Annotated in this window: 20 protein-coding genes; 11 read left to right on the top strand and 9 right to left on the bottom strand. The window is 61.3% G+C overall.

The annotated features are described in order from the left end of the window. Positions 1–125: 125 nt before the first annotated feature. The 3 genes from rpe to trpE all read left to right on the top strand — a co-directional run bounded on the left by rpe (position 126) and on the right by trpE (position 3166). Positions 126–800, top strand: a complete 675-nt coding sequence (gene rpe, locus PFU01S_RS02445) for a ribulose-phosphate 3-epimerase (protein ID WP_027913640.1) — start codon at positions 126–128, stop codon at positions 798–800. Next, positions 797–1615 carry a phosphoglycolate phosphatase gene (locus tag PFU01S_RS02450; protein ID WP_027913641.1) on the top strand — a complete coding sequence of 273 codons (819 nt, stop codon included), beginning with the start codon at positions 797–799 and terminating at the stop codon, positions 1613–1615. The genes rpe and PFU01S_RS02450 overlap by 4 nt, the downstream gene beginning before the upstream one ends. 69 nt (positions 1616–1684) lie before the next feature. Continuing rightward, positions 1685–3166: an anthranilate synthase component I gene (trpE, locus tag PFU01S_RS02455; RefSeq protein WP_027913642.1), complete on the top strand. Its 1482-nt coding sequence runs from the start codon at positions 1685–1687 to the stop codon at positions 3164–3166. A gap of 245 nt (positions 3167–3411) precedes the next feature. Here trpE and estP read toward each other — a convergent pair whose 3' ends face one another. Then, a complete protein-coding gene (estP, locus tag PFU01S_RS02460) occupies positions 3412–5292 on the bottom strand; it encodes an esterase EstP (RefSeq protein ID WP_028686613.1) in 1881 nt (626 codons plus the stop codon). Between the two features lie 368 nt (positions 5293–5660). Here estP and PFU01S_RS02465 point away from each other — a divergent pair, with 368 nt between their 5' ends. The 4 genes from PFU01S_RS02465 to PFU01S_RS02480 all read left to right on the top strand — a co-directional run bounded on the left by PFU01S_RS02465 (position 5661) and on the right by PFU01S_RS02480 (position 8984). Further along, on the top strand, positions 5661–6254 hold the full coding sequence (locus tag PFU01S_RS02465) for an aminodeoxychorismate/anthranilate synthase component II (protein ID WP_027913644.1): 594 nt from the start codon (positions 5661–5663) through the stop codon (positions 6252–6254). A gap of 9 nt (positions 6255–6263) precedes the next feature. After that, entirely contained in the window at positions 6264–7313 is a 1050-nt protein-coding gene (trpD, locus tag PFU01S_RS02470; protein ID WP_027913645.1) for an anthranilate phosphoribosyltransferase, read from the top strand. Further along, positions 7310–8143, top strand: coding sequence for an indole-3-glycerol phosphate synthase TrpC (trpC, locus tag PFU01S_RS02475; protein WP_027913646.1), 834 nt, complete (start codon positions 7310–7312; stop codon positions 8141–8143). The genes trpD and trpC overlap by 4 nt, the downstream gene beginning before the upstream one ends. A 136-nt stretch (positions 8144–8279) precedes the next feature. Continuing rightward, the gene (locus PFU01S_RS02480) at positions 8280–8984 is read left to right on the top strand and encodes a lipoate--protein ligase family protein (RefSeq protein ID WP_027913647.1); all 705 of its coding nucleotides are present in this window, start codon (positions 8280–8282) and stop codon (positions 8982–8984) included. Here PFU01S_RS02480 and crp read toward each other — a convergent pair. Next, on the bottom strand, positions 8981–9625 hold the full coding sequence (gene crp, locus PFU01S_RS02485; protein WP_027913648.1) for a cAMP-activated global transcriptional regulator CRP: 645 nt from the start codon (positions 9623–9625) through the stop codon (positions 8981–8983). The genes PFU01S_RS02480 and crp overlap by 4 nt on opposite strands. A 187-nt stretch (positions 9626–9812) precedes the next feature. On the opposite strand from crp, the gene PFU01S_RS02490 reads away from it, so the two are divergent. After that, complete coding sequence (locus tag PFU01S_RS02490; protein ID WP_023532673.1) at positions 9813–10235, top strand: OsmC family protein; 423 nt, start codon at positions 9813–9815, stop codon at positions 10233–10235. 36 nt (positions 10236–10271) lie between these two features. On the opposite strand, the gene PFU01S_RS02495 is transcribed toward PFU01S_RS02490, so the two are convergent. The 5 genes from PFU01S_RS02495 to hemJ all read right to left on the bottom strand — a co-directional run bounded on the left by PFU01S_RS02495 (position 10272) and on the right by hemJ (position 13813). Continuing rightward, positions 10272–11312 carry a hypothetical protein gene (locus tag PFU01S_RS02495; protein WP_027913649.1) on the bottom strand — a complete coding sequence of 347 codons (1041 nt, stop codon included), beginning with the start codon at positions 11310–11312 and terminating at the stop codon, positions 10272–10274. Between the two features lie 9 nt (positions 11313–11321). Continuing rightward, a complete protein-coding gene (gene coq7 / locus PFU01S_RS02500; protein ID WP_027913650.1) occupies positions 11322–11969 on the bottom strand; it encodes a 2-polyprenyl-3-methyl-6-methoxy-1,4-benzoquinone monooxygenase in 648 nt (215 codons plus the stop codon). Positions 11970–12034: 65 nt separating this feature from the next. After that, positions 12035–12373, bottom strand: coding sequence for a histidine triad nucleotide-binding protein (locus tag PFU01S_RS02505; protein WP_027913651.1), 339 nt, complete (start codon positions 12371–12373; stop codon positions 12035–12037). Between the two features lie 64 nt (positions 12374–12437). Then, positions 12438–13220: an SDR family NAD(P)-dependent oxidoreductase gene (locus PFU01S_RS02510; RefSeq protein ID WP_027913652.1), complete on the bottom strand. Its 783-nt coding sequence runs from the start codon at positions 13218–13220 to the stop codon at positions 12438–12440. 167 nt (positions 13221–13387) lie between these two features. Continuing rightward, entirely contained in the window at positions 13388–13813 is a 426-nt protein-coding gene (gene hemJ, locus PFU01S_RS02515) for a protoporphyrinogen oxidase HemJ (RefSeq protein WP_023532455.1), read from the bottom strand. A 141-nt stretch (positions 13814–13954) separates the two neighbouring features. Here hemJ and argC point away from each other — a divergent pair, with 141 nt between their 5' ends. Together argC and erpA are read left to right on the top strand one after the other, a co-directional pair. After that, entirely contained in the window at positions 13955–14989 is a 1035-nt protein-coding gene (gene argC, locus PFU01S_RS02520; protein WP_028686612.1) for an N-acetyl-gamma-glutamyl-phosphate reductase, read from the top strand. A 132-nt stretch (positions 14990–15121) separates the two neighbouring features. Continuing rightward, positions 15122–15472 carry an iron-sulfur cluster insertion protein ErpA gene (gene erpA, locus PFU01S_RS02525; RefSeq protein WP_023532751.1) on the top strand — a complete coding sequence of 117 codons (351 nt, stop codon included), beginning with the start codon at positions 15122–15124 and terminating at the stop codon, positions 15470–15472. Positions 15473–15535: 63 nt separating this feature from the next. On the opposite strand, the gene PFU01S_RS02530 is transcribed toward erpA, so the two are convergent. Together PFU01S_RS02530 and PFU01S_RS02535 are read right to left on the bottom strand one after the other, a co-directional pair. Next, positions 15536–16627 carry an anhydro-N-acetylmuramic acid kinase gene (locus PFU01S_RS02530; RefSeq protein ID WP_028686611.1) on the bottom strand — a complete coding sequence of 364 codons (1092 nt, stop codon included), beginning with the start codon at positions 16625–16627 and terminating at the stop codon, positions 15536–15538. Positions 16628–16631: 4 nt separating this feature from the next. After that, positions 16632–18053, bottom strand: a complete 1422-nt coding sequence (locus tag PFU01S_RS02535) for a peptidoglycan DD-metalloendopeptidase family protein (RefSeq protein WP_027913655.1) — start codon at positions 18051–18053, stop codon at positions 16632–16634. A gap of 213 nt (positions 18054–18266) precedes the next feature. Between PFU01S_RS02535 and tyrS the strand changes: the two genes are divergently transcribed. Then, the gene (tyrS, locus tag PFU01S_RS02540; RefSeq protein ID WP_027913656.1) at positions 18267–19466 is read left to right on the top strand and encodes a tyrosine--tRNA ligase; all 1200 of its coding nucleotides are present in this window, start codon (positions 18267–18269) and stop codon (positions 19464–19466) included. The last annotated feature ends 68 nt before the right edge of the window (positions 19467–19534 follow it).

The raw sequence follows: 19534 nt of genomic DNA on the forward strand, positions 1-19534 counted from the left end.
TTGTGGCGGCAGACAAGCCAGCGCCTGTTGCAACCGCTGCTCGCCACGCGTTGATACCAATCAGCCTTCACCCCGTTGCCTGAGTTACAATGCGCGCCACCGTGATTCTGCCCAACAGGTGCGCCATGCAGCCCTACGCTATTGCTCCCTCCATTCTTTCCGCCGACTTCGCCCGTCTGGGCGAGGAAGTCGATAATGTCCTGGCCGCAGGCGCCGATATCGTCCACTTCGACGTGATGGACAACCACTACGTACCCAATCTGACCATTGGTCCCATGGTCTGCTCCGCACTGCGCAAGTACGGCGTGACCGCACCGATCGACGTGCACCTGATGGTCAGCCCTGTTGACCGTATCATCGGCGACTTCATCGAGGCCGGCGCCACCTACATCACCTTCCATCCCGAAGCGACCCAGCACATCGACCGTTCGTTGCAACTGATCAAGGACGGCGGCTGCAAGGCCGGCCTGGTGTTCAACCCGGCCACCAGTCTGGACGTCCTGAAATACGTGATGGACAAGGTCGACATGGTGCTGCTGATGAGCGTCAACCCAGGCTTCGGTGGTCAGAAGTTCATTCCGGGCACGCTCGACAAGCTACGTGAAGCGCGCGCGCTGATCGACGCCAGCGGCCGCGACATTCGTCTGGAAATCGACGGTGGCGTCAACGTGAACAACATCCGCGAGATCGCCGCCGCCGGTGCCGATACGTTCGTGGCCGGGTCGGCGATCTTCAACGCCCCTGACTACCAGCAGGTCATTGCCCAGATGCGCAGCGAACTGGCACAGGCCCGCCCATGAGCGGCTTCGAGCAGCTGTTCCCAGGAGCGCTGCCCAGGCTGGTGATGTTCGACCTGGATGGCACCTTGGTCGACTCCGTCCCGGACCTGGCCGCAGCGGTGGACCGCATGCTGCTCGAACTCGGCCGACCCGCCGCGGGCCTCGATGCCGTGCGCCAGTGGGTAGGCAATGGCGCGCAGGTGCTGGTACGTCGTGCGCTGGCGGGTGACATCGACCACGCTGGAGTGGACGATGCCCTGGCCGAGCAGGCCTTGGCGCTGTTCATGGACGCCTACGCCGAAAGCCACGACCTGACGGTCGTGTACCCAGGTGTGCAGGACACCTTGCGCTGGCTGCGCAAGCGGGGCGTGGAAATGGCCTTGATCACCAATAAGCCGGAGCGCTTCGTGGGGCCTTTGCTGGACCAGATGAAGCTGGGCAGCTATTTCCGCTGGATCATCGGCGGAGACACCCTGGCGCAGAAGAAACCGGACCCAGCAGCGTTGCTGTTCGTGATGCAGATGGCCGGCGTGACGCCGCAGCAAGCGTTGTTCGTCGGCGATTCGCGTAGCGATGTGCTGGCAGCCAAGGCAGCTGGCGTGCAATGCGTTGGGCTGACCTATGGCTACAATCATGGGCGGCCTATCGAAGAAGAGTCGCCCAGCCTCGTGATCGATGACCTGCGGGCTTTGTTGCCCGGTTGCGTAGACCCTGCCACTGGGATAACGTTGGCGGACCTTCAAGCCTCAGACCAAAAAGGGTCCAACGTGGCGGTTACCGGCAAATTCTGGATGAAAGTCATCAAGGCCCTGGCCCGATGGCGTTGGCGCGCCTGACGCCTGCCTGCCGGCGCATGCCGGCCCATCCGTTTGCCCGAACCAACGCTGTTTGCCACGAGGCTACTCATGATCCGCGAAGAATTCCTGCGCCTGGCCGCTGCCGGCTATAACCGCATCCCCCTGGCCTGCGAGACCCTGGCCGACTTCGATACGCCCCTGTCGATTTACCTGAAACTGGCTGACCAGCCCAACTCCTACCTGCTCGAGTCGGTGCAGGGCGGCGAGAAATGGGGGCGGTATTCGATGATTGGTTTGCCGTCGCGGACCGTGCTGCGCGTCCATGGCTACCACGTGACCATCCTGCAGGATGGTGTCGAGGTCGAAAGCCATGACGTCGAGGACCCCCTGGCGTTCGTCGAAACCTTCAAGCAGCGCTACAACGTGGCCGACGTTCCCGGGCTGCCGCGCTTCAACGGTGGACTGGTCGGCTATTTCGGTTATGACTGCGTGCGCTACGTGGAGAAGCGTCTGGGCGCGAGCCCCAATCCGGACCCGCTAGGGGTGCCGGACATCCTCCTGATGGTCTCGGACGCCGTGGTGGTGTTCGACAACCTGGCTGGCAAGATGCACGCCATCGTGCTGGTGGACCCTGCTCAGGAACACGCTTACGAGCAGGGCCAGGCGCGCCTGCAAAGCCTGCTCGAAACGCTTCGCCAGCCCATTACGCCACGCCGCGGGCTGGACCTGAGCGGGCCTCAGGCCGCCGAGCCTGCATTCCGGTCAAGCTATACGCGCGATGACTATGAGCATGCCGTCGGCCGTATCAAGGAATACATCCTGGCCGGGGATTGCATGCAGGTGGTGCCGTCGCAGCGCATGTCCATCGACTTCAAGGCAGCACCCATCGACCTTTATCGCGCCTTGCGTTGCTTCAACCCGACGCCGTACATGTATTTCTTCAACTTTGGGGACTTTCATGTCGTCGGCAGCTCCCCTGAAGTGCTGGTGCGGGTCGAGGACAACCTGGTCACGGTGCGCCCCATTGCCGGTACTCGCCCACGCGGAGCAACGGAGGAGGCCGACCGCGCGCTGGAAGACGACTTGCTGTCGGATGACAAGGAAATTGCAGAGCACCTGATGCTCATCGACCTGGGGCGCAACGATGTCGGCCGCGTATCGTCGACAGGCAGCGTGCGCCTGACCGAGAAGATGGTGATCGAGCGTTATTCCAACGTCATGCACATCGTTTCCAACGTCACCGGCCAGTTGCGCGAAGGGTTGACGGCGATGGACGCACTGCGTGCCATTTTGCCTGCCGGTACGCTGTCCGGCGCGCCCAAGATCCGTGCGATGGAGATCATCGATGAGCTGGAGCCGGTCAAACGCGGGGTTTATGGCGGTGCAGTGGGGTATTTCGCCTGGAACGGCAACATGGACACGGCAATCGCCATCCGTACCGCTGTGATCAAGGATGGAGAGCTGCACGTACAGGCCGGCGGTGGCATTGTCGCCGACTCGGTGCCAGCGCTGGAGTGGGAAGAAACCATCAACAAGCGTCGGGCCATGTTCCGCGCGGTGGCATTGGCCGAACAGACCACTTCGCGGTAGGTGGCAGTCGCTTGAGATATCGCAGCCCATGCCCTTGTAGGCGCGGCCTTGTCGGGGCGCCGGACCGGCCCCGACAAGTTGTGCTGCGAAGCTGACATGCTGGGTCTGCTGCGCAGCCCGTCGCGGCCGGTCAGTCGCCCCGACAAGACCGCTTCTACAGAACGGTCCATGAGTGGCCTCGACAGGCGCCACAGCAGCCTCAGGATTTCGATAAGCGTCAAGTGTTGATCAGGGCTGGTCCTCTGCTAGAAGTCCACGCTAATGCCGAGGCTCACGCCTTGTTGCTTGAGCTCATCGCTCTTGCGCCAGTTGTACCCGGCACGCACATTCACGCCTGCCACCACTTCATGACTGACCCCAACGCTGGCTCGGGTCAGGTTGCTATGGGGGGTATACCCGTCGAGCGTGAAATCATTGTCCGGCAGAGCGGTGAAGTTCAGGCGTACGTCCTGCTGGTCATGCTCGAACTCGTGCTCACGGGCCACCTCGCCAAATACACGGGTAGCAGGCAATACCTGCACGCTACCCAGCAGGCCCAGGCCCAGCCGCCGTGACGTGCGCTCCTGGTCATCGAACCCCAGCGCGGTCGCACGATCACTTCTTTCGTCATAGCCATCGACCTTGACCCTGGCATAGTCGGCGCTCAGGAATGGCGCCAGCTGCCAGCGGGCACTGTCCGGCGCCAGGTTATAGCCCAGTCGGCCAGACACGGCCCATGTCTCGCCCTGGGTATCGCCTTTTTCACTACGCTCGCTCACCCCCAGCGCGAAGGTGCGTTTCAGATCGTCATAATCCAGGTGCCCGACGGTCAATGCCGCATCTGCCCACCAGCGGTTCTGACGGTACTGCGCGAAGGCACTGGCCAGGTAGCTGTCGAGTGTGTAGTCCGAATCATGGCTGCCCACTTCCAGCTTCTGCCGGTACACGCCGCCAGCCAGCCCCAGCCGCCAGGCATCGTCAACCCGGTAGCTACCGCCGACGGTCAAGTTGTAACCGTGGCCGTCACCACTGGCGGCGCTGCGTTGCCCGCCGAAGTCCAGGTCTTGGGCACCAGCGGCGATGAAAGGCTGCCATTGACCAACAGCTTGCCACGGGGCTTGCCATTGGTTGCGCAGCTCATCCTGATGAGCTCTGACGCTGGCGTGGGCCATTTCGGGCAGCAGGGTAAGCTCCCAAGGGGCGGCCAGAACGGAGTAGGCGTAATCGGCGATCAGTTGCTGGCCAGCAATGGTCGGGTGCACGGCGTCGTTGAACAATAACTTCATAGGGTCTGGCGTGCTGCCATTGACGCCGTACACCGGGTTGCCGACGCAGCTTTCGCCGCTGTAGCACGTACCGATCAGGTTCTGGTCGCTGCCCAGCCCGAACTGAGCGGGATTGGTGAGGGCCTCGCTCAGCAACAGTGGGACATTCAAGGGGATGACCTGAGCGTCGATTTGCCTGAGCTGGCTGACCAGTGCCTGGTTGAAGGCACCGGACAGCAATGACAGAGGATTTTGCTGTGGCGTACCGCTGAAGTTGGGCGTCTGGCCAAGATCGGGCAACAGCCAGACCATGATGTAGCGGGCACCACCCTGTTGCAGGGCCTGAGCACTGGCGGCCAGACGTGCGCCGGCAGCCACGGCGTCGGCTGGGCTGTTGACCAGGCCCTGCAGGAAGTCGTTGCCGCCGCCTGTCACGTAATACAGTGCATTGGGATCGGCGCGAAGGCCGGTGGTCAGATAGCCAGGCTTTTCCCGAAGCACCAGGCCTGCGCCCGGGCGCCCGGGTGGGATGACCGTGCTGGAGGTGGTGGTGATGGAGTCCAGGATCTGCCGAGTGGTATAGCCCCCAACCGCCCAGTTGTTACCATCGGGCAGGCCCAGCGCCGCATTGACTGGCGATGTGGAAGGCCCAAGCGCATTGGCGTCCAGGCCCAGGCGAGCGCCCAGGATCATCGGCGACACCGGTGCATAGCTGCCATCGGCGTTGCGGTTGGTGAAGCGAAGGCCTGCGAACTGGCCGGCGTCGCTCAGGCTGTCACCGAACACGATCAATGAAGCGTATGGGTCAGGGGATGCGAATGCCTGGCCGCAGGCCAATGCCAGGGAGGCGGCGGTGACGCGCAATAACGGTACGTTGAGCATCGATAAACATCCTTTTCTTTGTTTTTATCAGGACAACCTCATCGACCTTAGCAAAACGGCGTGCATCGCACCTGATGCCATTCGTTTCCCAGTGTTTACGGGCATATTGCGCCCGTCGCCCCGGTAGGCTACTGTGCCGAGACGTATGAGCGAGACCTACCCTGTGTTGATCGTCAGCAAACTCTTGATGCGCGTTATCAAGGCCCACGCCCGTTGGCGTTGGCGCGCCTGACTTTATCCTCTGCCGGTTCGTCCGGCCCGCCCTTGTTTGCCTTCCTGTCTCAACGTCATTAGCGGCTAAGTTGCGCCTGCGACAGGTGCAGGAAGGTTCGAATCATGAAGTCAGTAGGTTCAAGAGGTTTCATTCGATGTTACTGATGATCGACAATTACGACTCATTCACTTACAACGTCGTCCAGTACCTGGGCGAGTTAGGGGCTGATGTGCGGGTCATTCGCAATGACGAAATGACCATCGCCCAGATCGAAGCCCTGGCGCCGGAGCGCATCGTCGTCTCGCCTGGGCCCTGTACGCCGAGCGAAGCCGGTGTGTCCATCGAAGCCATTCTTCATTTCGCCGGTAAATTGCCGATTCTGGGCGTGTGCCTGGGGCATCAGTCCATTGGCCAGGCGTTCGGTGGCGATGTCGTGCGGGCACGCCAGGTGATGCACGGTAAGACGAGCCCGGTCCACCATCGCGACCTTGGCGTATTCAGCGGTCTGAACAACCCCGTGACCGTGACCCGCTACCATTCGCTTGTGATCAAGCGTGAGACGCTGCCTGAGTGCCTGGAAGTGACGGCCTGGACCGCACACGAAGATGGCTCGGTCGACGAGATCATGGGGGTACGGCACAAGACGTTGAATATCGAGGGCGTGCAATTTCACCCCGAGTCGATACTCACCGAGCAGGGCCATGAACTGTTCGCCAATTTCCTCCAGCAGACCGGCGGCCACCGCTAAGGAACGAATATGGATATCAAGAGCGCGCTGGGTCGCATCGTCGGCCATCTGGACCTTTCCACCGAGGAAATGCGCGGTGTGATGCGCCAGATCATGACCGGCCAATGCAGTGATGCGCAGATTGGCGCATTTCTAATGGGCATGCGCATGAAAAGTGAAAGCATCGACGAAATCGTTGGCGCGGTGTCGGTCATGCGGGAGTTGGCTGACAAGGTCGAACTCAAAACCCTGGATGGGGTGGTCGACATTGTGGGTACCGGCGGCGATGGCGCCAATATCTTCAACGTGTCTACGGCATCGGCTTTCGTCCTGGCCGCTGCCGGCTGCACCGTCGCCAAGCATGGCAACCGGGCGGTGTCCGGCAAAAGTGGCAGCGCAGACCTGCTGGAAGCTGCTGGCATCTACCTGAACCTGACACCCGTTCAAGTGGCCCGCTGCATCGACAGCCTGGGTATCGGCTTCATGTTCGCCCAGAGTCACCACAGCGCCATGAAACATGCCGCTGGACCACGTCGCGATCTGGGGCTCAGGACCTTGTTCAACATGCTTGGCCCGCTTACGAATCCGGCAGGTGTGAAGCATCAGGTGGTTGGCGTCTTCACCCAGGCGCTCTGCCGTCCTCTGGCCGAGGTGCTGCACCGCATGGGCAGCAAGCATGTGCTGGTGGTGCATTCCAAGGATGGGCTGGACGAGTTCAGCCTGGCTGCGCCCACCTTCGTGGCTGAATTGAAAAATGGCGAGATTTCCGAGTACTGGGTTGAACCGGAAAACTTGGGCATGAAGAGCCAGAGCCTTCATGGCCTGGCGGTCGAGGACTCGCAGGCGTCTCTGGCGCTGATTCGTGATGCGCTGGGTCGACGCAAGACCGAGAACGGCCAGAAGGCCGCCGAGATGATCGTGCTCAATGCCGGTACAGCCCTTTACGCCGCAGATCACGCCATGAGCCTGAAGGCCGGCGTTGAACTTGCCCACGACGTGCTGCACACCGGGTTGGCCTGGGAAAAACTGCAAGAGCTGGGTGCGTTTACAGCCGTATTCAAGGTGGAGAACGAAGCATGAGCGTGCCAACGGTGCTGGAAAAGATCATCGCCCGCAAGTTCGAAGAAGTGGCTGAACGCAGTGCCCGCGTAAGCCTTGGCGAACTTGAGCAGTTGGCCAAGGCGGCCGACGCGCCCCGTGGTTTTGCCAACGCCATGCTGCGTCAGGCTGAGCGCAAGCAGCCAGCGGTGATCGCTGAAATCAAGAAGGCCTCTCCTAGCAAAGGTGTGATCCGGGAGCATTTCGTCCCTGCAGACATTGCCGTCAGCTACGAGAAGGGCGGCGCAACCTGCCTGTCGGTGTTAACGGACGTCGATTATTTTCAGGGGGCGGACGACTACCTCCAGCAGGCGCGAGCAGCCGTATCACTGCCGGTTATCCGCAAGGACTTCATGGTCGACCCTTATCAGATCGTCGAGGCCCGTGCCTTGGGTGCAGATTGCGTGCTGCTGATCGTGTCGGCGCTCGACGATGTGAAAATGGCCGAGCTGGCGGCCACGGCCAAGTCGGTCGGGCTCGATGTGCTGGTGGAAGTGCATGATGGTGATGAACTGGAGCGCGCGCTCAAGACGCTGGACACGCCGTTGGTGGGGGTCAACAACCGTAACCTTCACACTTTCGAAGTGAGCCTGGAGGCCACGCTGGACCTGCTGCCACGTATCCCCGCGGATCGGCTCGCCATTACCGAAAGCGGCATCCTCAATCAGGCCGATGTGCAGCTGATGAAAATCAACCGCGTCTATTCATTCCTGGTGGGTGAAGCGTTCATGCGGGCTGAGAACCCGGGGATTGAGCTCCAGCGCTTGTTCTTCCCTGATCAAGTGAAAAAGACCATCCAGCAACTGGACTGAATGAACCAAGCCGGCCATGTTGCCGGCTTTTTCATGGCTGCCATTTGGCTCATGGGCGCCCCAATGCCAGTCGTGCAGAGGCTGTGACGCTTACGATGATGGCCGCAGCCTGCGTAACTCAATTGAAGGTGAAGCAATGACTGACCAGCCTCTGGCCCTTACCGTCGAGCAAGGGCTGTCTACTGAACAGGACCTGCTGGCCGCCGTTTGCCGGGGCGAGCGCGATAACGGTGTGTTGTTCTGGCGCCCCATTGATCAGGCGCTGGTGATGCCTCGCAGGATGAGCCGGCTGGAGCACTTTGAAGCGGCGAGTTCGCAACTGGCTGGCACTGGATGGCCAGTGCTGCTGCGCGAGACCGGCGGCGAGCCTGTACCGCAGTCCCATTCGACGGTAAATATTGCCCTGGTCTATGCGGCCCCGCGCAGTGAGGGCGATCAGGGGCGTATCGAAAAAGCCTACCAGCGCTTGTGCCTGCCGCTGTGCGAGGTGCTGCAGGCGTGGGGGGGTGTCGCCTCGGTTGGCGAGATCGAGGGCGCCTTCTGCGATGGCCGCTACAACGTCAACCTCAATGGCCGCAAGTTGGTGGGGACCGCCCAGCGCTGGCGCCAGAGCGCCGCAGGCAAAGGCCCGGTGGTGCTGGTACATGGGGCATTGCTGTTGGACAACGATCGCGAGGCGATGGTAGCCGCCGTCAACCACTTCAATACGTGCTGCAACCTCGAACAGCGATGCCGCCCCGATGCCCACATCGCCCTGCATGAGGTAGTACCGGCGGCGCCGTGGTTTGCACAGCTGTCGCAAGCGTACGCGCAGGTGCTGGCTGAGGTGCCCATCAGCTAGCGGGTGCCGTGTACCACCATGGTCTTGCCATTGACCTGGACCAGGCTGCGTTCTTCCAGGTCCTTCAGGACGCGGCCGACCATCTCCCGTGAACAACCGACGATTCGCCCGATTTCCTGGCGGGTGATCTTGATCTGCATGCCGTCTGGATGGGTCATGGCGTCGGGCTGCTTGCACAAGTCGAGCAAGCACCGGGCAACTCGGCCGGTTACATCGAAGAAAGCCAGGTCACCGACTTTGCGGGTAGTGTCGCGCAGGCGCTGGGCCATCTGGCTGCTGACGGCATAGAGCATGTCTGGCTCATGTCGTACCAGTTCGCGGAACTTGTCGTAGCTGATTTCGGCTACTTCGCATTCGGTCTTGGCCCGAACCCACGCGCTGCGATGCTGCTGCGACTCAACCGGTTCGAACAGCCCCAGCTCACCGAAGAAGTCACCGCTGTTGAGGTAGGCGATGATCATCTCATGGCCGTTTTCGTCTTCGATGAGGATGGTGACCGACCCCTTGATGATGAACGACAACGTCTGCGCGCGTTCACCTGCACTGATGATGTTGCTCTTGGCGCTGTAGCGCCGGCGTTGACAGTGCACCAGCAATTTGTCGATGTTCTTGATCTTTGGGGGTAGGGCAGAGGCTACCATCGCGAAATCCTGTTCTGTGCAGTCCATGGGCATCCATGGCAGCTGGCTGGAAAAACGCCATTCGATTGGCGCCAGCTTATCAGACACTACAAAATGTTTCGGCATTAAAGCGAGTCCTTACATGCTTTTCCCACAGCGGCACAACGACTAAGCTGACACCCTTTTTGCGAAATCAGGAGTTCGGGTGATGAAGGCACGTATCCAGTGGGCCGGTGAGGCAATGTTCCTTGGCGAATCCGGCAGCGGTCACGTCGTGGTGATGGATGGCCCACCCGAAGCCGGCGGCCGAAACCTGGGCGTCAGGCCGATGGAGATGCTGTTGCTGGGCCTGGGTGGATGCAGCAGTTTCGATGTGGTCAGCATCCTGAAGAAATCGCGCCAAGCGGTGGAGAGCTGCGAAGCGTTTCTTGAGGCCGAGCGCGCAGGTGAAGACCCGAAGGTATTCACCAAGATCCACATGAATTTCGTGGTAAAGGGCCGGGGATTGAAAGAGGCGCAGGTCAAGCGTGCCGTCGAGCTTTCGGCCGAAAAATACTGTTCAGCGTCGATCATGCTCGAGCGTGCCGGGGTCGAGATCACCCATGGCTACGAGATCGTGGAACTGGGTTGAGCAAAGGGCGCGAGCTGCGTGGCGTACCGGCGACCGTCAATGGCGCAGTGCTGGCAGCGTTGCGTATAGCCAGCCTGGCAGTGCGCTTCTGACCGACTGGCTCAACGGCTCCCGGTGTTTCTGGTAAAGCAGGCCCAGCCCTATGACGCCCAGGCCGATCAAGCTGACCAACACCGGGAACAGCAATGATTCGGCAAATACGTCATACGCCAGGTACCCCAGGTAGGCGGCAACGCCAAGTGCGCCGAACACCATGAAAACGGGCCTTCGCAGCAGCACTGCCACCCCCATGAGCACAAGGTTTATCAGGCAGTAGGTGGCTTTTCCCCATTCACTGCCGCTGTCGAGCATGGTCAGCCCACCCCAGAAGGCCGCCAGACCGGCAAGATAGCCCCAGTGGGCATAATCATGCCGTGTTCTGCCATCGACCAGCAGAAACACCAGCAAGGTCGCCAATCCGAACCACAGGGATACCTCCCGGCGTTGTTCCCAACTGAATGGCGCGCCGACTACCCACTCGGTAAGGTCCATCGACATGAACCACAGGGCAACGGCAATGGGCATGACGATAAACGGGTAGGGAACTAGGCGGAGCATCATCACACCTGCAAGAACGGTAGCGGCCTCCATGGCCAGCCAACCGCCTTGTACCTGGGTGTAGTACTGGTGGTAATCGGCTTGCACGTCATCGAGCGGCCACCAACCGAGCAATCGCTCCAGTGCGAAAACGGCCAGTGGCACGATACTGACCGCGGCTGCGGCCAGTACGCCGGCCGCAACGGGTTGTTTACGCTTCTGAAGGCTGAGTGCGACCAGGGTCAGCAACCCGATGTAGGCACTGGCCACGGCCAGCAACGCGGTGTCGCCGATGCGTAGCCATGCTTCATTGAGCAGCCAGCCCATGGCCCCCATGACCAGCAGTGCGCCGAAGTAGAACGCGCCATGGGCCAGCTGCAGGCTGCCCGTCGCACTATGCCGCTGGCTGAGAAAGGCTTGCAGGGCCTGTTCCTGGTCTGGCTGGAGAATCCCCGCCTCGACCGCTCGCGCCAGGTCCTTGGCGTCGAAACGTGTTGTCATGGCGAGCCTTCAGATGCGATAGGTGCTCTTTGTCATGACCTTGGCCAGCAGGCTCATGCCAAAACGCACAGGCGCAGGGAAGCGGTAGCCACCGGCTTGCAGTGCCGCATCGGCGTGCTGTTCTTCGTCGACGCGCATCTGCTCAAGGATGGCCCGGGATTTTTCATCTTCGGCAGGGATCTGCACCAGGTGCTCATCCAGGTGCTTGCAGACCTGGTGCTCGGTGGCTGCCACGAAGCCCAGGCTCACCTTGTCACTCACCAGCCCGGCAAAAGCGCCAATGCCGAATGACATGCCGTAGAACAGCGGGTTCAGGACGCTGGGGTGGCTGTTGAGTTGACGGATCCGTTGTTCGCACCAGGCCAGATGATCGATTTCCTCATCCGCAGCGCGCTCCATGGCCTTGCGCACTGACGGCAGCTTGGCCGTCAAGGCCTGGCCTTGATAAAGCGCCTGGGCGCAGACTTCGCCGGTGTGGTTGATGCGCATCAGCCCTGCCACGTGGCGTGCCTGCCGATCTTCGAGTTCGACGGCGGGTTTGACGATAGCCGGGGACGGGCGAGAGGGTTGGCCGCTGAACGGCAGCAAGGTGCGCATGGCGGTGTCGGCCTGCAGCAACAAGCGGTCGAGCGGGGAATAGTGACGTTCGGTAGCCATCGGGCACCTCCGCAAGAATGTGCCCGACAGTTTAACCCAATCGCGCTCGAGTCGCTTGCGGTGGATCAGCCCGGTGGCCAGTTCATCTGGCGCTGGCCGAGCACGTGCATGTGAATGTGGTAGACCGTCTGGCCACCTTGTTCATTGCAGTTCATGACCACGCGAAAGCCTTCCTCGCAGCCCAGCTCCTTGGCCAGGCGCTGGGCCGTGAACAGAATGTGCCCAGCCAGGCCCTTGTCTTCTTCGGTCAGGTCGTTGAGGGTGCGGATGTGCTTTTTCGGAATGACCAGAAAATGCACCGGGGCCTGGGGGGCGATGTCGTGAAATGCCAGAACCTGGTCATCTTCGTAGATGATCTTCGCCGGGATCTCTCGGTTGATGATCTTGAGGAATAAATCGTCCACAGCACTTGCTCCATGGTGAGGGTCCGGGCCGAGTGTACTCAGGCCGGAGCCGCTCGCCCAGCGACTATTCCATACCGGCTGGGCAATAACGCCGGTGAATCACACCTGCCAGCTTGCGCACCAGCCAGTTCGGCAGCAGCCGCGGGGCGATCGCCAGCCAGCGATTGCGTCGCCCCGGCAGGATCAGGGCGCGGTTGCGGGCGAGCGCGCGAACGGTGTACAGCGCCACTTCCTCGGGGCTGAGGCAGCGGCTTTTGCCTTCGAGCCGGGCTATGCGGCGCCGTGAGGAACGTACCGGTCCCGGGCACAGCACGGAGACCTTGATGCCTGTGGGTTTGAGTTCTTCGCGCAGGGCCTGGGAGAAATTCATCACGTAGGCCTTGCTGGCGGCATAGGTGGCCATCCAGGGCCCAGGGGCCACACCGGCCAGCCCGGCAACGTTGAGGATCTGGCCGCCGCCCTGTACCGCCATCAGATTGCCGATGGCATGACACAAGCGGCTCAGCGCCAGCACATTGACTTCGAGCAGGTCCTGTTCGTCGGCCCACTCATGGGCCAGGAATGGCCCGTAGGTGCGGTGACCGGCGCAGTTGACCAGCAAATCGATGCGTCGCTCGCCTTCTTCGAGCTCGAGAACGAACCCCGACAGCCTCAGCGGTTGGCTCAGATCGCACGCACGCAACAGCACCTCGACGCCGAAACGCTGGGCAAGCTCGATGGCGACCGGCTCCAGCGTTTCACGGTGGCGTGCGACCAGGATCAGGTTGCGCCCGCGCCGTGCCAGGGCCTCCGCCAGGGCCAGGCCCAGGCCGGTGGAAGCGCCGGTGATCATGGCGTAACGGGTCATGCAGGGCTCCTGGGGCCGAAGAGGGCATCTAGTGTACAGCTTGGCAGTGGTGGATGCTGCGTTTTGCTGGGCCGCCCAAGCCTGGGAATGAGCCGCTGCAGGGCCTGTCAGTGGCGCTTATGCCGATCGGCCGCTAGCGCTGCACCGCCCAGTGCTGGGCAACACCCTCAGAACGGTTTGACCACCACCAGGATGACGACCGCCAGCAGGATCAGCACAGGTACCTCGTTGAACCAGCGATAGTAGACATGGCTGCGGGTGTTGGTGCCGGCAGCGAAGCGTTTGCGCTGGGCGCCACACACGTGGTGATAGCCGGTCAGCAGAAGCACCAGGGTGAGTTTGGCGTGCAGCCAACCCTGGCTCAGCCACCCAGGCGTGAGGTAGAGCATCCAGGCACCGAATACGTAGGTGGCGATCATCGCCGGGTTCATGATGCCTCGGTACAACTTGCGCTCCATGGTCACGAACCGGTCCTGGCTGATGCTGTCCTGGCTCTGGGCATGGTAGACGAACAGCCGTGGCAAGTAGAACAGGCCGGCGAACCAGCATACGACGCTGACAATGTGCAGCGCTTTGATCCATAGGTAGAGCATCGGGGCATTCCTTCAGGTATTCACGGTCGTCAGATAGTAGTGCCCAGGCGCCCTCAGGGACACCTGAAGTGTTGTGACAGACGCATCACGCCCCTATCATCGTGCGTTTTCCAGACGGCTCGTTGATAAGGGGCAAGCGTTATGATCAAGGTCGGTATCGTCGGCGGCACGGGTTACACCGGCGTCGAACTGTTGCGTCTGCTGGCTCAGCACCCACAGGCCGAGGTGGCGGTCATCACGTCGCGCTCGGAAGCGGGTGTAGCAGTGGCCGACATGTACCCGAACCTGCGCGGCCATTACGACGGCCTTGCATTCAGCGTGCCCGACAGCAAGGCGCTGGGCGCGTGTGACGTGGTGTTTTTCGCCACCCCGCATGGTGTCGCTCATGCCTTGGCGGGCGAGCTTCTGGCCGCGGGCACCAAGGTCATCGACCTGTCGGCCGACTTCCGCCTGCAGGACGCAGTTGAATGGGCCAAGTGGTACGGCCAGCCTCACGGCGCGCCTGATCTGCTCGACGGTGCCGTGTATGGTTTGCCCGAGGTCAACCGCGACAAGATCCGCCAGGCACGACTGATCGCGGTTCCGGGTTGCTACCCAACCGCCACTCAACTGGGTTTCCTGCCGTTGCTGGAAGCTGGCTTGGCCGATGCGTCGCGCTTGATCGCCGACTGCAAGTCCGGTGTCAGCGGTGCCGGACGTGGTGCGGCCGTGGGGTCGCTGTTCTGTGAAGCCGGTGAGAGCATGAAGGCCTACGCGGTCAAAGGGCATCGTCACCTTCCGGAAATCAGCCAGGGCCTGCGTCTGGCTGCGGGCAAGGACATTGGGCTGACCTTCGTCCCTCACCTGACGCCGATGATCCGCGGCATCCATGCCACCTTGTATGCGACCGTCGCCGACACATCGGCCGATCTTCAGGCGCTGTACGAGAAGCGCTACGCCAACGAGCCCTTCGTGGACGTGATGCCCGCGGGTAGCCACCCCGAGACCCGTAGCGTGCGCGGCGCCAACGTCTGCCGCATCGCTGTTCATCGTCCGCAAGGCGGTGACCTGGTCGTGGTGCTGTCGGTCATCGACAACCTGGTCAAAGGCGCTTCCGGGCAGGCCGTGCAGAACCTGAACATCGTGTTCGGGCTCGATGAGCGCATGGGGCTGAGCCATGCCGGCCTGTTGCCGTGAGCTGAAGAAGGCTTGCGGCAGGCTGCACTGATTCGCGACCAGCCCGTCGCCTATTGTTGACCGATTTTCTCGGGAAAGCGGATAATGGCCGTCATCGAGTTTTATGACGGCCACCGCGCCGGGAGAATCAACATGAGCGTCGAAACCTTCACCCCAACGGTTTTGGAATTTACCCACGGTGCTGCGCTGAAGGTGAAGAACCTGGTGTCCGAAGAAGGCAATGACCGGCTGAAACTGCGTGTATTCGTCACCGGTGGCGGTTGCTCGGGTTTCCAGTATGGCTTCACGTTCGATGAAGAAGTGGCCGATGACGACACCATCGTTGAGCGCGAGGGTGTTTCGCTGGTAGTGGACCCGATGAGCTTCCAGTACCTGGCCGGTGCCGAAGTGGATTACCAGGAAGGCCTGGAAGGCTCACGCTTCATCATCAAGAACCCTAACGCCGCCACTACCTGTGGCTGTGGCTCTTCGTTCTCGATCTGACGACATGCCCTCGTCAAGACGCCGCGCTCAAGCGCGGCGTTTTTCGTTGGGCAGGTCAATGGCTCAAGCCGGATAGATGGCGCCCAGAACACGCAGGCCTTTGGCCGCTGTAACGCTGGGACGGTTGGCAGGTATGCCTTCGAGGCAGCAATGCGCCAGCCAGGCGAACGCCATGGCCTCGACCCAGTCAGGGTCTACTCCCTGTTCAGCGGTGCTGGACACCTTCACGTCAGGCAGGCCTGCTGCAAGGCGAGCCATCAAGGCGCCATTGTGCGCGCCGCCCCCACATACCAAAAGGGTCCTGGTGCCCTGCTGTGCGGTGCTCAGCGAATCGATGATGCTTTGTGCACTGACCTCCAGCAGCGTTGCCTGGACGTCTTCGTCGCGATAAGCAGGCAGGGCAGCGAGGTGGCTGTCCAGCCAGCGCAGGTTGAAGACTTCGCGGCCTGTACTCTTGGGCCCACTGCCGGCGAAGAATGGGTCGGCCATGAGAGAGGCCAGTAGGGCAGGTTGCACAGCTCCACAGACCGCCCAGGCGCCGTCGGCATCGTATGCCTGGCCGCGCTTGCGCTCGATCCAGGCGTCCATCAGGACATTGCCCGGGCCGCAATCGAAACCTCGGACCGGTTTGTCCTTGGCAATCAGGCTGAGGTTGCTGAAACCGCCTACGTTCAGGATGGCCAACGGCTGTTCGAGATGGCCGAACAGCGTTTCGTGGAACGCTGGGACGAGCGGCGCGCCCTGACCGCCGGCTGCTACGTCACGGCGACGAAAGTCAGCCACGACCGTGATGCCTGACAGCTCCGCCAGGAGCGCCGGATTGCCGATCTGCACGGTGAAACCTCGGGCAGGCTCATGGCGAATGGTCTGGCCATGGCTGCCGATGGCGCGAATGTCGGTGGGCTGCAAGGCGTGGTGGTCGAGCAAATCGAGTATGCCTTGCGCTGCCACCGCCGCCCACGCGTTTTCAGCGAGGGCGACCCGCGCCACTTCATCCGGCCCGGATGTGCACAGGTCAAGCAGCGCTTGTCGCAATTCCGTTGGCATGGGCAGGTAATGGGTGGCGAGCAGTTCGACGTGCTCGCCTTGCTCGATCAGGGCGATGTCCAGTCCATCCAGGCTGGTCCCTGACATCACGCCTAGGTAGAGGCCCATGGGCTCACCGTTTGTTCATGGCAAGTAGCGTGGCTTTTTCCTGATCCATGCGTGCGATCAGCGGCTGGCTTTGCTGCAGGAAGCGCTGGCGCTCGTTCTTGGCGATCGGGTCGGACATCGGCACTTTCTGGCTCAGCGGGTCGACGTGCACGCCGTTGACCTGGAACTCGTAGTGCAGGTGAGGCCCGGTAGAAAGCCCCGTGGTCCCGATATAACCGATGATCTGGCCCTGCTTGACCGAACCCCCGGTCTTGATGCCCTTGGCAAAGCCCTGCATATGACCGTACAAGGTCTTGTACCGATTGCCGTGCTGGATGATCACCGTATTGCCGTAGCCGCCGCGCCGGCCGGCCAGCTCGATGCGGCCATCACCCGCAGCCTTGATGGGCGTGCCTCGCGGGGCTGCATAATCCACCCCCTTGTGGGCGCGGATCTTGTTCAGAATCGGGTGCTTGCGCCCGGCAGAGAAGCGAGAGCTGATGCGCGCAAAATCCACGGGTGTGCGAATGAAGGCCTTGCGCAGGCTGTTGCCATCGGCCGTGTAGTAGCTGGTGTTGCCTTGCTTGTTGGTATAACGCACGGCCGTGTAGGTTTTGCCGCGGTTGGTGAAGCGCGCTGAGAGGATATTGCCGGTGCCGACCACTTTGCCGTCCATCACCTTCTGCTCATAGACCACGTCGAACTCGTCACCTTGGCGAATATCCTGGGCGAAGTCGATGTCGTATCCCAGCACCTTGGCCATGTCCATGGTCAGGCTGTGGGACAACCCGGCGCGCTGTGCCGATGCGGAGAGCGAGCTCTTGATGACGCCATGGGCGTAGGCAGTGCGCACCACGGGTTTGCTGATTTCACGATTGAAGGTGTAGCCCTTGGCCGTCTTGGTCAGGCGGATGGTTTCCAGGTTGCCGACCTTGCTGTGCAAGCTGGCCAGCTGGCCTTGCTTGTCCAATTCGAACTGCAGGACCTGGCCGTGCTTGAGCTGGCTGAACTGCTTGGCCTGCTTGCTGCTGGCAAGAATGTCGTGGACGGCATTGGCCGGCAGTCCGACCTTGGCGAACAGCGTTGACAAGGTATCCCCGCTGGCGACGGTGACTTCCCGGTGGGCAGGGTCCTTGGCGGGCTGTGCGGCAGCTTCTGCCGGAGGGGTTTGCTGTTCCGCTTTCTGGGTGGATGCGGCCGCCTCATCGATCTGCGCAAACGGCGAGCCCTGCTCGCCGGATGCCTGCACCAGCGGCGCGGCGCGGGATTCGTCTTTCAGTTGCTCGGCTGGGGTTTCCAGCTCGAGGTTGAGGGTGGTTTTTTTGGCTTCCACGTCGCTGGATGGGAATACCAGCAATGCCAGGCTAAGCAGGGCGGCAATGCCGCTGGCGGCCAACAGGTGTGTTTTCGGATAAAGCGGAGGCGCTTTAGGCGGTTCGTTGGTCATGGGTAAGGAGACTTTGAAAAAGGTGAAATGGAATAGATGAATGACATGATGAAGATGAAATAACTGTATAAAATATAACCAAAACCATTTTCACGCAAGGGCGCGTAGACGCTGCGAGCACGTCCCCAGGTCACATTCCTTTGCAAAACTTGTATTTGACGGCCGATCTTGTATGGTTGGCTCCCCCTGAATCTGAGCCTTGCGGGTTTGTCTATGAAGTCGGTTGAAGAGCAGCTGGCGCTTATCAAGCGCGGTGCGGAAGAAGTACTGGTGGAGTCCGAGCTGGTTGAAAAACTCAAGCGTGGTCAGCCCTTGCGCATCAAGGCCGGTTTCGACCCTACCGCACCTGACCTTCATCTCGGTCACACGGTACTGATTAACAAGCTGCGCCAGTTCCAGGAATTGGGTCATACCGTGGTGTTCCTGATTGGTGACTTCACCGGCATGATCGGCGACCCCAGTGGCAAGAGTGCCACGCGTCCGCCACTGACCCGTGAGCAGGTGCTGGACAATGCCGAGACCTATAAACAGCAGGTCTTCAAGATTCTCGATCCGGCCAAGACCGAGGTCGCGTTCAACTCCACCTGGATGGATGCACTGACGCCCGCCGACTTCATCCGTCTGGCGTCGCAGTACACGGTCGCCCGTATGCTGGAGCGTGACGATTTCGACAAGCGCTATACCACCAATCAACCCATCGCCATTCATGAGTTCCTCTATCCGTTGGTGCAGGGCTATGACTCGGTCGCGCTCAAGGCGGATGTCGAGCTGGGCGGTACCGACCAGAAGTTCAACCTGCTCATGGGGCGCGAATTGCAGCGTGCCTACGGTCAGGAAGCTCAGAGCGTCGTGACCATGCCCCTGCTTGAGGGGCTTGATGGCGTCAAGAAGATGTCCAAGTCCCTGGGTAATTATGTCGGCATCCAGGAAGCGCCGGGTGTGATGTACAGCAAGCTCGTGTCGATTCCGGACACCTTGATGTGGCGTTACTTCGAGCTGCTGAGCTTCCGCTCCATGGAGGAGATCGATCAGCTGCGTATGGATGTGGCCAATGGGGCGAACCCTCGGGACATCAAGATCCAGCTGGCGGAGGAGATCGTGGCGCGGTTCCATGGGGAAGAAGCCGCAGCCAACGCTCATCGTGGCGCCGGTAATCGTATGAAGGAAGGCGAGTTGCCGGAAGACCTGCCCGAAATCGAAGTGACTGCAACCGAGGCGCTGCCGATTGCTGCAGTGCTCAACCGTGCCGGGCTGGTCAAGAACTCGGCGCAGGCGCGGGACCTGCTGGGCAGTGGGGCTGTGAAGGTCGATGGCGTCGTGGTTGACCGTGAGTTTGTAGTGGCACTGGGTGCGACCCATGTCTGCCAGGCGGGTAAGAAGTCGTTTGCGCGCGTAACGCTCAAAGCAGAGTAAGACGTTCGTTGTGCGTCTCTATATAAGCGGGGGAGGCCGAAGGGCCTCCCCCGCTTTGCTTTTGATTT

It is taken from the genome of Pseudomonas fulva NBRC 16637 = DSM 17717 (assembly GCF_000730565.1).
Taxonomy (GTDB): Bacteria; Pseudomonadota; Gammaproteobacteria; order Pseudomonadales; family Pseudomonadaceae; genus Aquipseudomonas; species Aquipseudomonas fulva.

Bases quoted from the DNA above. Each gene is read 5' to 3' on its own strand.
- rpe (WP_027913640.1), top strand. From the start codon at position 126: ATGCAGCCCTACGCTATTGCTCCCTCCATTCTTTCCGCCGACTTCGCC.
- PFU01S_RS02495 (WP_027913649.1), bottom strand. From the start codon at position 11,312: ATGACAACACGTTTCGACGCCAAGGACCTGGCGCGAGCGGTCGAGGCG.
- erpA (WP_023532751.1), top strand. From the start codon at position 15,122: ATGAGCGTCGAAACCTTCACCCCAACGGTTTTGGAATTTACCCACGGT.
- crp (WP_027913648.1), bottom strand. From the start codon at position 9,625: ATGGTAGCCTCTGCCCTACCCCCAAAGATCAAGAACATCGACAAATTG.
- PFU01S_RS02480 (WP_027913647.1), top strand. From the start codon at position 8,280: ATGACTGACCAGCCTCTGGCCCTTACCGTCGAGCAAGGGCTGTCTACT.
- hemJ (WP_023532455.1), bottom strand. From the start codon at position 13,813: ATGCTCTACCTATGGATCAAAGCGCTGCACATTGTCAGCGTCGTATGC.
- argC (WP_028686612.1), top strand. From the start codon at position 13,955: ATGATCAAGGTCGGTATCGTCGGCGGCACGGGTTACACCGGCGTCGAA.
- PFU01S_RS02535 (WP_027913655.1), bottom strand. From the start codon at position 18,053: ATGACCAACGAACCGCCTAAAGCGCCTCCGCTTTATCCGAAAACACAC.
- estP (WP_028686613.1), bottom strand. From the start codon at position 5,292: ATGCTCAACGTACCGTTATTGCGCGTCACCGCCGCCTCCCTGGCATTG.
- PFU01S_RS02465 (WP_027913644.1), top strand. From the start codon at position 5,661: ATGTTACTGATGATCGACAATTACGACTCATTCACTTACAACGTCGTC.
- trpC (WP_027913646.1), top strand. From the start codon at position 7,310: ATGAGCGTGCCAACGGTGCTGGAAAAGATCATCGCCCGCAAGTTCGAA.
- trpD (WP_027913645.1), top strand. From the start codon at position 6,264: ATGGATATCAAGAGCGCGCTGGGTCGCATCGTCGGCCATCTGGACCTT.
- coq7 (WP_027913650.1), bottom strand. From the start codon at position 11,969: ATGGCTACCGAACGTCACTATTCCCCGCTCGACCGCTTGTTGCTGCAG.
- PFU01S_RS02450 (WP_027913641.1), top strand. From the start codon at position 797: ATGAGCGGCTTCGAGCAGCTGTTCCCAGGAGCGCTGCCCAGGCTGGTG.
- trpE (WP_027913642.1), top strand. From the start codon at position 1,685: ATGATCCGCGAAGAATTCCTGCGCCTGGCCGCTGCCGGCTATAACCGC.
- PFU01S_RS02510 (WP_027913652.1), bottom strand. From the start codon at position 13,220: ATGACCCGTTACGCCATGATCACCGGCGCTTCCACCGGCCTGGGCCTG.
- PFU01S_RS02490 (WP_023532673.1), top strand. From the start codon at position 9,813: ATGAAGGCACGTATCCAGTGGGCCGGTGAGGCAATGTTCCTTGGCGAA.
- tyrS (WP_027913656.1), top strand. From the start codon at position 18,267: ATGAAGTCGGTTGAAGAGCAGCTGGCGCTTATCAAGCGCGGTGCGGAA.
- PFU01S_RS02530 (WP_028686611.1), bottom strand. From the start codon at position 16,627: ATGGGCCTCTACCTAGGCGTGATGTCAGGGACCAGCCTGGATGGACTG.